The organism is Pseudoalteromonas sp. MT33b, from assembly GCF_014117385.1.
GTDB classification, from domain to species: Bacteria; Pseudomonadota; Gammaproteobacteria; order Enterobacterales; family Alteromonadaceae; genus Pseudoalteromonas; species Pseudoalteromonas lipolytica.
Genome location: NZ_CP059831.1, coordinates 3,055,377 through 3,068,226 on the forward strand (window position 1 = coordinate 3,055,377; position 12,850 = coordinate 3,068,226).

9 protein-coding genes are annotated in these 12,850 nt (G+C 41.4%); 1 reads left to right on the forward strand and 8 read right to left on the reverse strand.

Annotated features, from left to right (window positions below; genetic code table 11):
• Positions 1–15 precede the first annotated feature (15 nt).
• The 4 genes from H3302_RS13845 to H3302_RS13860 all read right to left on the reverse strand — a co-directional run bounded on the left by H3302_RS13845 (position 16) and on the right by H3302_RS13860 (position 5,616).
• Positions 16–1,380: an ATP-binding protein gene (locus H3302_RS13845; RefSeq protein ID WP_182395572.1), complete on the reverse strand. Its 1,365-nt coding sequence runs from the start codon at positions 1,378–1,380 to the stop codon at positions 16–18.
• Positions 1,373–3,487, reverse strand: a complete 2,115-nt coding sequence (locus H3302_RS13850) for a DDE-type integrase/transposase/recombinase (protein ID WP_182395574.1) — start codon at positions 3,485–3,487, stop codon at positions 1,373–1,375. Before H3302_RS13850 ends, H3302_RS13845 begins: the two co-directional genes overlap by 8 nt.
• Entirely contained in the window at positions 3,471–4,307 is an 837-nt protein-coding gene (locus H3302_RS13855; protein ID WP_182395577.1) for a TnsA endonuclease N-terminal domain-containing protein, read from the reverse strand. Before H3302_RS13855 ends, H3302_RS13850 begins: the two co-directional genes overlap by 17 nt.
• A gap of 124 nt (positions 4,308–4,431) precedes the next feature.
• The gene (locus tag H3302_RS13860) at positions 4,432–5,616 is read right to left on the reverse strand and encodes an NAD(P)/FAD-dependent oxidoreductase (protein WP_182395579.1); all 1,185 of its coding nucleotides are present in this window, start codon (positions 5,614–5,616) and stop codon (positions 4,432–4,434) included.
• A 322-nt stretch (positions 5,617–5,938) separates the two neighbouring features.
• On the opposite strand from H3302_RS13860, the gene H3302_RS13865 reads away from it, so the two are divergent.
• Positions 5,939–8,065: a S8 family peptidase gene (locus tag H3302_RS13865; RefSeq protein WP_065978316.1), complete on the forward strand. Its 2,127-nt coding sequence runs from the start codon at positions 5,939–5,941 to the stop codon at positions 8,063–8,065.
• 62 nt (positions 8,066–8,127) lie between these two features.
• Here the strand turns inward: H3302_RS13865 and H3302_RS13870 are convergent, their stop codons facing one another.
• From H3302_RS13870 to H3302_RS13885, 4 genes are all read right to left on the reverse strand, one after another.
• Positions 8,128–8,601, reverse strand: a complete 474-nt coding sequence (locus H3302_RS13870) for a peroxiredoxin (protein ID WP_075593960.1) — start codon at positions 8,599–8,601, stop codon at positions 8,128–8,130.
• A 120-nt stretch (positions 8,602–8,721) separates the two neighbouring features.
• Positions 8,722–10,647: a methyl-accepting chemotaxis protein gene (locus H3302_RS13875; protein ID WP_182395581.1), complete on the reverse strand. Its 1,926-nt coding sequence runs from the start codon at positions 10,645–10,647 to the stop codon at positions 8,722–8,724.
• Positions 10,648–10,763: 116 nt separating this feature from the next.
• Positions 10,764–11,519 carry a class I SAM-dependent methyltransferase gene (locus tag H3302_RS13880; protein ID WP_036973144.1) on the reverse strand — a complete coding sequence of 252 codons (756 nt, stop codon included), beginning with the start codon at positions 11,517–11,519 and terminating at the stop codon, positions 10,764–10,766.
• Between the two features lie 104 nt (positions 11,520–11,623).
• Complete coding sequence (locus H3302_RS13885) at positions 11,624–12,802, reverse strand: two-component system response regulator (protein ID WP_036973146.1); 1,179 nt, start codon at positions 12,800–12,802, stop codon at positions 11,624–11,626.
• Between the last annotated feature and the right edge of the window lie 48 nt (positions 12,803–12,850).

Sequence of the window (12,850 nt, forward strand, 5' to 3'; positions counted from 1 at the left end):
TCTAGCTAACAAAGTTCAATCAATCAAATTCGTGCATACCAATCCCGTCTTATATAGGTTTTGTTCGAAATCTGAGTCGTTGCTGTCCAACGATATTAGAATTGGTTTCAAGTCGAAATTTTCGTTAATTTGAAACTCTGTGTGAAGGTAGTCAAGCTCTGGAAATTCAGAATTTTGTGCTCTTGGCTTACTTGCTTCATGCTCGTAACTATCTTCTTCATCGAAAATAGATTCAATAATGTCCTCTTGGCTATCACTCAATATATAGCTATGAGAAAAAGCACAGGCTTTTTCATATGCCTCCTTAATGTTCTCTAACGTAATCTTTTCACTACCATTCTCGATTGCTACCTTTTGGCATTCTTGAAATACCCTGATCGTTTGGTCAATAAATCCACCAGTTAAACTAAAGAAGAGATCGACAATCTTCTGTGTTAGTTTTGTTTCTTCTCTCAGCCACTGGTATCGCCATAAAACTGCCAAAACTGATTGCCAACTTTTTTTGTTTAGAGGTTGCATTTCGACAACGCCGCCAGCTTCACCTCTTCGGCCTATTCTGTGTTTTTGAGTAAAAATATCACGGGCATCTTCGTTTCCTGAAAAAACTAAAACGACACCAGACCTATTAACCAACAATAATAAGAAGGCTAATAAATCGGCCATACCGCTTTTAGCTTGAAGCAGATTTTGAATTTCATCTATGACTAATACGCCAACAAAGTATTCACGAAGTCGCATTTCAACCAACAGTTCAAGCTGTTCTCTACTTAAACGAGTATTAAGAAACTCATCTTTATTCAAGCCTGCCAACCGTCCTAATTCAGCGAGAATAGCAATACATAAGCTTTTCGGTGAACCGCTTGATGGGCATTCTACTAGTAAATAGGTTATCTGCTTTAGTCCACCGAGATTTTTGTTTTGGTACTCATCATGTAGATATAATTGCCTGAACACACCTAAAGTTCGCTCTATCATCGTAGATTTACCAACTCCACTTTTCCCTAATAAAGTTATAGCTTTACCATTAGGTTTGAAGCGGCCTTTAGGTTTTAAAATGGTATCGTCATAATCTAAATTATGTAAGAAGTGAATGGTTGATGGGTCTAAGGGATTTTTTGCAGCATAGCTACTTAAAAGCGCTTCTTCTAGCCTATTAAAGAACTCTCGATATGTTTGTAATGGGTAGTTAAAGGTTTGATCTAAAGAGCTGATACTCAATCGACGATACCTATTTGATTCACTTTTTTCTTCTGGTGATAAAGTTGGCTTTTGTATCCAAGATTTGAGTAACTCTTTATCTTCTAAATCAGGCAAACACTCGATAAGAGGATTTCCACGGTGGGCAGGAATAGTAGCTTTTGAATAAACAGTTTTAGTCATCACTATCATCCCATAAACTTTGTATTTTTTCGTCAAACTCTTCTTGTGGCTTTAAATCAATCTTCGAGCTGTGAGATGTTTTATGTGGCTTCTCTTGAAACACCTCAAGCGTCATTATATTAGGCTCAGCTTTTCTGTTTTCAGTAGTTGTACTTTGGACAGCCTTTTGGGAACCTTTCTTCGATTTATGTGTTCTTGCTGAGCTTAAAATATCTTGATTCTTTTTGCGCTTTGTCAGTTTTATTACTTGTTGTTCTGCCTCACGCTTTTTACTTTTCATCCACTTTTGAATTTCGATTACGTCTTCCGCTATTAGGCCATTAAACTTAGCGTGTTTACTAGCTAAACCCAGTTTAATATATGATTGCCTGTCATTTTCCCTAAAATAAATACAACTTGGGTCTTCTTTTTTCATCCTACACTCACCCTTGGAGTTGAGTTTTCGGCTACCGTGTTGGTTTATCAGTTCTCTAAATGCAGGGGACGTGTAAACTAGCTCTCTTACTACTATTCCTTCTCTTGTTATATGGAAACGAGGGCACTTATCTAGTAAACCTGCAATGAGTTGAGATTGTTCTATCGAGTGCAATTCATGAACGTTATTATTGACTAAATGTTCCCAGTAATTAATTGGAGTAGGTGCAATATTTCGTTTATACAACTCAACATCTAATAAGCCATCTAAAACTTGATTGTTGTGCGCGATAAAGTCCCTAATCAAGATATTTCCAAAATCTTTTAGGTTTAAAACTGCTTTGAGAGAGGGGGATTTTTCATCTCTTTTTTTAAGCTTGCCTTTTGTTGTACCGTCAAGCTCGTGCAAAGTACCGTTAAATAGGTCAAATCTTTTTTCAACAATAGCTTTTAAATCTCCTCGGAAAGGCGGAGTAAACTCTAGAGCTACGCCCAAACTAGGTAAAGAGTTTTCGGGCTTTTTGCCAATAAACTCGCCTCTATCTGCAACTATCTTTGCAGGAAGTGAGCTACAAGGCCATTGCTCTGGTTTGTATTCAATACCAAACCGATTTAGCAATTCGCTCTTTTCCGCAATTAGATACCAAAACATTAATTGTGCTGTTTCCCAACTTGGAGCCTTTGTTCCGATATAGAAACTTACAATTAGCCTAGTATGGACGTCGATCAAACAATAAATTGTAGGGCGGCCAATATGTTTCTGAGTTTGCGAGGAAATTAAATGTACGTCGGCTACTGTAGCATCAACTTGAAATACGCTTCCAGGGCCATAGGTATCACTTGTTGAACAGGAAGATAGCTGTTTTACGTTGCCTTCAAAAAAGCTATCGCCTTTTTCTATTGTTGTTTTTTGATGGAGACTTAAATGCTTATTTACGAAGTATTTAAATTGCCTTAATGTTGGTACTCTAGCTGGTCTTCTTTCTTCACTAGCTTGTTCTATTTCATCAAAATATCGTGCTATACAAAAATCTTCGTATAGGCTAGTAAACTTAACTTTTTGATGTCTCTGCCTTTTTAGCTTATTGAGACTAGCCTTAATGTAGTCCTTATCTTGATTTGATAATGCCTGCTTTTGTGGGGTCTGCCCATAAACCTTAATACTAGGATTTCTGCCCCCAAGCTTATCTAGATATACTTTTTCTTTCCCTTTATTACCTACGTTCCAATATTTAGGTAGTAGTGCGTTCTTGCTTGAACCGTATGAATAATATTTAGAAAGCAAGCGATATATTGAAGAGGCAGTTGACTTAGGGTCAGCTAAAGAACGTATATAATTAGCTATAGTTTTCACTCTATTTTGTGATGCTAATTCATACAAAAAAGTGGGACTATGAACCAAAGGAGCTATTAAATTATAATTTTCATCTCGTTTTACCTTCCATTTAGTCGGTATTTCGTCTTCTGAGAGTAACGGTTGTAATTCCCCTTGTTTTCGCACTCTGTCAGTTTTCAATAAGCGCTCAAATTCATCCATTTCAAATAGGAATGGCCTCGTAACTGAACTTCCAGTAGGAATTTCTACTAGTATTAAAGCATTGCTAGCTTCGATTACGTCTAGTACACGGTAAGTACCTAAGAGATTGTGTTTTTCTGAGTCTATTTCCCAGACTGATTTATGCAATATTGCCATAAGGATTGTTCTCAGACCTAATATCGTTGATTGATAACACACTAATTAAATCTAGTCTTTTTATGTCTACGGATAGATCAACTTCAATTAAGTGCTCAAAGAAAATCTCAGCAATAGCTTGCTTCACCAACTGAACATGCAAGTCTAGCTGACTAGCTAACTGAGAACTCAGCATCGAAAATTGGAATGTCCCTACTCTTAGCTCTTTTAGGACGGCTAACTTTATATCGTTAGGGAGTGTATGGCCGCTTTTTCGAATAGGGGAGGTAATAAATTCTATATTTTTTGAGTTTATAATCGCTAGGTCATCTGGAATAAAGAGTTTCCAAGCAACACCGTGAGCAGCCCAATAGAGTCTCTCTATTTCTTGTAATTGAAGTGACCTGTTTGTTTTTGTAATTAAGCTTGAGATTTTGTCTTTTACACTGATGGCTTCATACCAGACTTTTCCTTTACTGTTTTTAGTAATAAGTATGTCTGTTGTAAAAATTCGAGGACGTAACTTATCAAATTCAGCTTTCTGTTTTGATACTTTGATATTGAGCTTTCGGCACAGCTCAAGTATCAATTGCGTATTGTATAATGGAAATTGCTCTCGAATATCAACTACATTTGGGTTAAATTCACATTGCAAATAACAGCATTTTTCTGGCTTGGATAAGGTGTGGTGGTGGCGTCGAGTCTTGATTCCAAAGAACTTTCCACTGATTCCTGTACCAGGTACATCATTAACGCTAAGCCAAGGTGTATATGAAGCACCTGCTCCTTGTCCGTTTCCTGCATTTAACCTGTTACTAACTGAGAACTTTTTTGAACCCATGTTTGCTTAGATTTTTTATTTGAAGTAAATCTAAGCATAACTTCCAATTAGATGTTTGCAAACTATTTTGAATGTTTGCTAACTATTTTGATATCTTTGCAATCTATTTTGTCTCTGGATATCATCAACAATACTGCCCTGCTGCAAAGCCACAGCTCCAAGCGTATTGGAAGTTGTAGCCGCCTAACCAGCCTGTCACGTCGGTAACTTCGCCGATAAAGTAAAGGCCGGGTGCTTTTTTGGCTTCGAATGTTTTTGAGCTTAACTCATCGGTGTCTACACCGCCTAGCGTGACCTCAGCTGTGCGATACCCTTCGGTGCCGTTAGGTTTTATTTGCCAGTTGTGGATGTAGTCGTGCAGCGCATCTATTTGCGTATGGGTTAGCTGATTAACATTACAATCAGGAATAGCTTTGGTGTCGTGCAGCATCTCTACAAAACGCTTTGGCAATATCGTCGCGAGGGTATTTTTTAGCGACTTTTGGCCTTGGCTTTGACGCCACTCTTCAAGCTGCTGTTTTAAATCGAGCGCTGGTAATAAATTAATATACACACTCTGCCCTGCGCGCCAAAACGAGCTAATTTGTAAAATAGCAGGTCCCGACAAACCTCGGTGAGTAAAGAGTATGTTTTCTTTAAATTGTGTACCGTCTTCACTTGTTACCACACACGGAATACTGATCCCCGACAGTCCATCAAAACGGTCTTTATCGTGCTGGTGCAAAGTGAATGGCACAAGCGCTGCCATTGTGGGTAAAACCGTTAAGCCAAATTGCTCAGCAATTTTGTAGCCAATGGGCGATGCACCCAGTTTTGGCATTGTTAAGCCACCCGATGCAACCACCAGCGATTCACATTGATAAGTATCTTGCTCGGTTATTACCTCGTACCCTGCATCAGTTTTTGTGACGCTAAGCACTTCGTTGCGCAAGGCAATCTTCACGCCCGCCCACTCACATTCAGTCAATAAAATATCAACAATATCTTGAGCGCTGTTGTCACAAAATAATTGACCCAGTGTTTTATGGTGATACGCCAAACCATGGCGGTCTACCAACTCAATAAAGTCGTGTTGGGTATAGCGACTTAAACACGACTTTACGAAATGAGGGTTTGTACATAAGTAATTATCTGGGCTGGCATTTTCATTGGTGAAGTTACACCGTCCACCACCGCTGATTAAAATTTTACGGCCCGGCTTTTTACCCATATCAAGCACTGTAACCGCTCGGCCTCGGTAACCTGCTTGTGCTGCACACATTAAACCTGCGGCACCGGCGCCAATCACAATTACATCTACTTGGATCATTACGCATACTCATTAAAAAATTTAGCTGATTATAACAAGTTATTTTATACGCGGTGTTAACAGAAAGGTGTTTTTACAAAAAAGATAAACCTAAAAAACGAAATAAAGCAAAAACTCTAAATAGAAAAATTAAAACTTTAGAATGAGAAAACCACCTTAAAACCCAGTTAAAAGTCAGATTTAGCCATCTATACACTTGTTTATAACTAAAATAGAGACAAACATAACAAAACGATATTTTAACTTTATTTACATTTATTTTACCTTTGTCCCCCTTCGCGAAAAACATTGCGAAGAAACTTATAACAATCTAGGGATCATTATGACAACTAACAATAACTTAAAAAAGTGCGCAATCGCACTGAGCCTCACTGCGTTGTTTGGGACGACGGCAGCGATGGCAACGCCAAACCAAATGATGTCACCGTCTATGGCGGAAACAGCCGCTAAGCTACAAGGCCAAGACGGTTTTGGTACACAATTCATCATTAAATACAAAAATAACAATGATGAAATGATGACTATGTCGGCTGCAGAACAAACGCCGATGCTAATGAATAAAAAAGCGCAAGGCTTTGTTAAAAACTTCACAAGTAAAAAAGGCCAAGTGAAAGCACAATACGTGCGTGCAATGGCAATGAGCAATCACCACGTTATGCGTGCTGATAAAAAGCTATCAGCTGAAGAAGCTCAAGAGTTTATGCAAGAAATGGTTGCAACGGGTAACGTTGAATACATCGAAATTGACCAAATGTTAAAGCCATTTGCAACGCCTAACGATCCACGTTATTCAGATCAGTGGCATTATTATGAGCAAGCTGGTGGTTTAAACCTGCCTACAGCATGGGATACAGCAACAGGGAGTGGCGTTGTGGTTGCGGTACTTGATACGGGTTACCGCCCACACATTGATTTAAATGCCAACATTTTACCGGGTTACGACATGATCTCTAACCTATCGGTAGCAAATGACGGTGGCGGTCGCGATAGCGATGCACGTGACCCAGGTGACGCTATTAGTGCTAATGAGTGTGGTTATACACACGGCGCACAAAGCTCAAGCTGGCATGGTACGCACGTTGCGGGTACTGTCGCTGCTGTGACTAACAACGGTGAAGGTGTTGCGGGTGTTGCGTATGACGCCAAAGTTGTGCCTGTACGTGTACTTGGTAAATGTGGTGGTTTAACATCAGACATCGCCGACGGTATCATCTGGGCATCAGGTGGTTCTGTATCTGGCGTTCCTGCGAATGCAAACCCTGCTGATGTTATCAATATGAGTTTAGGTGGCAGCGGTTCATGTAGCTCTACAACACAAAGTGCTATCAACCAAGCTCGTAATAACGGCACTGTGATTGTAATTGCAGCAGGTAACGATAACGACAACTCAGCTAACTATAATCCTGGTAACTGTAATGGCGTAGTAAACGTTGCGTCAGTTGGCCGTAACGGTGGCCGTGCTTATTACTCTAACTACGGTAGTAATATTGATGTTGCTGCACCGGGCGGCGCGCAAAGCTTTGCTAACGATTCAGAAGGTGTGTTATCAACTCACAACTCAGGCTCAACTAGCCCTTCAAGCGACAGCTATCACTATTCACAAGGTACGTCGATGGCTGCCCCACACGTTGCCGGTGTCGCTGCGCTTATTAAGCAAGCGAAACCTTCTGCAACACCTGATGAAATAGAAAGCATTTTAAAATCAACAACTCGTGCTTTCCCAGCAACATGTACTAGCTGTGGTACTGGTATTGTAGATGCGGCAGCAGCGGTTGCTGCGGCGTCGGGTACTACACCTCCACCGCCAACAGGTAACGTGTTAGAAGATGGTCAAGCTCTTACGGGTCTTAGTGGTGCGGCTAGCAGCCAAACTTTCTACACAATGGAAGTTCCAGCAGGTGCTACAAACGTAACATTCACGATGAGTGGTGGTACAGGTGATGCCGACCTTTACGTTCGTGCAGGTAGCGCACCAACAACATCAACATACGATTGTCGCCCATACAAAGGGGGTAATGAAGAAGTATGTTCGATTGATAACCCAACTGCAGGCACTTATCACGTTATGCTTAACGGCTACTCTGCTTATTCAGGAGTGAGCCTAGTGGGCGATTTAACAACATCTGGTGGTACAGGTGCACCTCAAGCAGGTGGCGGCACGGTTACTGATATTTCTGCAAGTGCGGGTCAGTGGAAACACTACACACTAGAAGTACCAGCAGGCATGGCAAGCTTCACTGTCACGACATCTGGTGGCACTGGTGATGCTGACTTGTTTGTTAAATTTGGCAGCCAGCCTACAACATCAAGTTATGACTGTCGCCCGTACAAAAATGGCAATGCTGAAACATGTACATTCAGTAACCCACAAGCAGGTACGTGGCACTTAAGCTTAAATGCGTATCGCACCTTTTCAGGTGTAACACTTGATGCACAATATCAACCTTAATGGTTGAATACTCCCGTTTCCCCTGGGACTTTTAGCCGGACTCTCGTCCGGCTTTTTTGTACTTATAGCTTTTCTAAAATAGCCTCAGCACGACTTACTGCAAACTCTTTATCTTGTTCAACAAATAAGCCTGCTACCGTTTGGTTTTCTACGATCATTGCATAACGCATCGAACGGATACCACCAAAACTCGCGGTGTCTTTATCTAAACCAAGCGCTTTAGTAAAACTGGCATCACCATCGGCTAACATACGAATGTGTTCAGCGTTGTGCGCCTCACCCCATGCCTTCATTACAAACGCGTCGTTTACCGATACGCAGTAAATAGCATCAACACCTTTCGCCATAATTTTATCGGCAAGTGCCACAAATTCAGGTAAATGTGCATTTGAGCACGTTGGTGTGAAAGCACCAGGCACTGCAAATAAAACCACTTTTTTGCCTGCAAACAAAGACTCTGTTGAATGCGTTTGCATTCCTTCGCTCGTTAGTTCTGTTAGGCTTGCTGTTGGTAAAGTTTGGCCTTGTTCAATCATCATAATTCCTTGAAATTTTAGTATGAGTTCAGAGTATATACCCAAACGATACATTGCAGCACATGCTTCATTTTACGATACACAAAAGTGTGTGATATCTGCGAAGCCATTTTCGGCTAATTACAATCCTAAGCTACGTTTAATGGTATTCATTTGCTGTTGTAGGCGCTGTTGAATATCGCTCACAAGAACATTTGATTCGCTTACTTGGCCTTTCATGCTGAGCATTGACTGACTAAAGTTTTCGAGTAAAGCATTTTGCTGCTTTGCAAGCTCCATGGCATCAAACGCGACTTTATTGGCGTCTTGTGCATTTTCGGCAACCCCTTCTGAGTTGCGCTTTAACTCTTGGGCATTTTGCGTTTGTAGCTCGGCATCACTCGCAAGCGCACTAATTTGTGTTGATACCATGGTTGAGTTTTCACTTAAGCGACTAAGCTGGCTGTTAATATCATCCAGTGAGCCTTGGGTTTGTCTTGCTAATTTACGCACTTCGTCAGCGACAACGGCAAAGCCGCGACCATGCTCTCCTGCCCGCGCCGATTCAATGGCGGCATTAAGTGCCAGTAAGTTAGTTTGTTCGGCAATATTTTTAATGACTTCGATCACGTGGCCAACATCATTTACGCCACTTAATAGTGCTTTTAAACTTGTTAAACCTTGCTCTACACGTTGCTCAGTGTGTGAGCTGGCTATGAGCATGTTGTCAGCAAACCCTAAGCTTTGCTCCATGGCATCGAATGTGTGCTTGGCATTGTCGGCCACTTGGCTATTTATCCTGTTAACTTGCTCGCCGATATGCTGAATATCATTGAGTAAAGCTTGATTTTGCTCGACCTGTGTTCGGCTCGCATCAGTTTGCTGACCAATCGTGTGGAGGTGTTCGCTCATTTCTAGCATAAAGTCATTAATGACTTTAAGCATTTGCGCTCGTTCTTCGGCTTCACCGCGTTGACGCTCAATTAGCTGGTTAAAGTAATGTGCTATTTCGCCCACTTCTGTCTTGGGGTTATTACTTTGAATATTTTTTAGTTCGTTGCTTTCAATTAAAAATGCAAAGCCATCACGTAATTGACGCAGTGGGTTTAGCACTTGATTACGCTGTACAAAGTACACGCCAGCCGCTAACACCACTAACATGCCAATAGCAAAGCAAAACACAATAAAAACCTGTTGCTTAAGTTGCCCTTGTTGCTCTTTTAATTTTTGCTCGGCACCAAGTACCGTACTAGACAGCGCGTTTATTTGCGCACGTAATGCTTGCATGCCTGTTTGGCGTTGCTCTGCTTGCGCGATGGTCGACGCTAAGTCGCGCGGAAAGCGCTTAGGCCAGCTGCTTAGCTCTGCTTTTATGTCGCCTGCTAAGTCTTCGGCCTCTTCGCCAAAAAATAAGGCGTCTTCGTCAACCTCGCTCATGACCCCCAAATTATCAAGTTGCGCTATTTTATTGGCAAGGGTGTTAAGGTTCGCCACACTTTGATTAAGGCTGGTTTTGGTGTCTTGATCAAAACTAACAATGAGTTTGTAAGTATATAAGGCAAGGGTCGTTACTTCACTGTAATAATCACTTGCAAGTTGATAATACTCAAGCGCTAATGCAGTTTGTGGCTTGGCTTGTGTTGCATAACCCACTAACGATGATGCCGACCCTGCCATTTGCCTGAGTGAATTATCAAGCAGCGCCATTTCGTTACCTGAAAGTTTCCCCAGTGCTCGGTATTTACCGTTAATGTCATTATCTAATTCGCTGAGTTGTGCCGTTAGTTGGCTTGCGAGCTCGTTTGGCAAGCTTGCTAAATGCTGTTTTTTAACATCGCTGATCAGGGTAGAGGCTTGATTTAAATGTTGGCTATCACCTTGCTCTAAATAATCATCAAGGTGGCTTTTTAAATCAATAATAATGGTGTTTTTTAGCTTGTTGTAAGCGTTATCTTGTTGCTCTAAGCCGAGTAAGGTTTGGCTTGCCCAAAACAAGGTGGCCGCCAGTAAGATACTGGCAAGAGTGAGTAAAACGGCTAATAACCGAGTAAATGATGACACGCGCATGAACTACATTCCCAAAAGTCGTTACGCGCGTAGAATATTAACCTTTTATGACAATTTGATGTAAATCATCCAAATTAACGTCAAATGTAATCACAAATTAATACTTAATAACTGCACTACACCATGGCAGCTTTTACATACACATCAAAGCGGTTTTTCTTGGTTTTGATTTGCATGCTGGGGGTTTTGTCATTTAAAAAAGGCGCGTAATCAGGTCGCTTAACAACAACCCGCTTAGTAGCTAATGGATACGCAAATTCGAGTAAATCGTCTGCATCGTTGTCCGCACCCACCAGCTCTTGGAATACACGCATTTCTTTTTTAACCAGCGCCGATTTTTCTCGATGTGGAAACATAGGATCTAAATAAACAACATCGGGTACGTTGTTACACTGAGCCAGTAATGTGTGGCTTGAGCCAAACACTAAGCTCATTTTTTCTTTCATCCATGGACCAATATCAGCATCGTTATAGGCTCGCTCTAGGCCATCGTATAATAACGCAGCAACAACAGGATGGCGCTCATGCAAAATTACATGACAACCTAACGACGCAAGCACAAAGCCATCTCGGCCAAGGCCTGCTGTTGCATCAAGCACAACGGGAGTGGCTCCTTTATTTAAGCCCACCGCTTTGGCTATCGCTTGACCTTTACCGCCACCAAACTTGCGACGATGCGCCGCCGCACCACTCACAAAATCAACATGAATAGCGCCCAGCTTCGGCTCATCCTTTTTTTTAAGGCTTAGGCCCTGATCGTCATAGTGCAATGAAAAGCCATCATTATTTTTAGCCCATTCGGCTAAACCGAAACGTTGCTCTATGGCGTCTAAATAAGGACGCATTTCTTTAAAAGGACAATGAATTACCACAATTTACTCCGTGAACCGAATGCAACGCAAGTATATACCCAAACGTATTTAAGATACATGGTTCACAGGTGTGCAAAGTAAAAGTTACGTCACTATTTAAATCGCTAAAATAGCTCGATATCTGTTTGCGAGGTGACATCTTCAGTATGGCGTGGCTCTGCAATTTTTTGCAGGTTTTCTAGTAACTCATTACGCGATTCAATAATGTGTTTAAGCTGATATTTAATAAATGCTAAATCATCATTAAGCGATGCAAATAACAACTGGGTTTGCTGTAACTGCTGAAGGTGAAAGACCACTTCATCACTGCTTGATACGTTACTTTGTTCCACTGACTTAGTTAGCTCAACTAATTGTGCGGCAAACTTTTCGACAGCCCGCTCTCGTGAGTCACTATTTTGATACATCTGTTCCGACAGCTCATTAAAAGCATTACCAATTTGCTGTGCTTGGGCTAACGCGCGTTCGTTCACTTCCATATCTTGTACTTTGGCGTTAGTCACTTCGAGAATATGCGGAAACAAATCTTTGTAACGCCCATAAAGCTGCGCATCGTCTAATGGCATGTTTTTTACTAACATCGATATTTTTGGGTAATTAACAATGGTGCGATGCCCAAAATCAACAAAGCGGTTTGCGTCACGGTGTTTTTCAAGTAGCTCTTGCTCAAGCGGACATACTCCACCTTCTGCACTGCAAAATACGCCGATATCTTGATACCAGAATGCAAGAACCACATCGAGATCCATCGGATTAAAAAACTCAAACATGTGTTCAGACAACGCTTTAATATCATGCGCATGATAACTTTGCCCTACGTAACGCATTATACGCCCCATATCGCCCGAGTCTGTCATGGCTATTTCGGCGGTGATCTGCGCACGTTCAACATCACTTTTTAACTTTTTAGAGTGCTGACGATATTGGTATAACACGCGAATACGCGCCATAAGTTCTTCAGCGTTGAACGGCTTAACAATGTAATCGGCTGCACCGGCATTGTAGCCCTTAACCCGGTCGGGCAATTCGGTTTTACCCGATAAAAACATCACCGGTGTATCTTTCGTTTGTGGGTGTGCTTTAAGTTCAGTGCATACTTCAAAACCCGTTTTGCCGGGCATTTCAATATCCAGCAAAATAATATCTGGATTATATTTAAGTGCCTGTCTTAATCCTTCTTCGCCATTTTTAGCATGGATCAATGTGCAAAAGCCCGAGAGCGACTCTTCGATGACATGATGTACGTATTTATCATCATCAATGGCTAACACCAGTTTTGACATGCTTTATTCCTGTAAATGCTTTTCTAAAAAGCATAGTACGCAAGATTG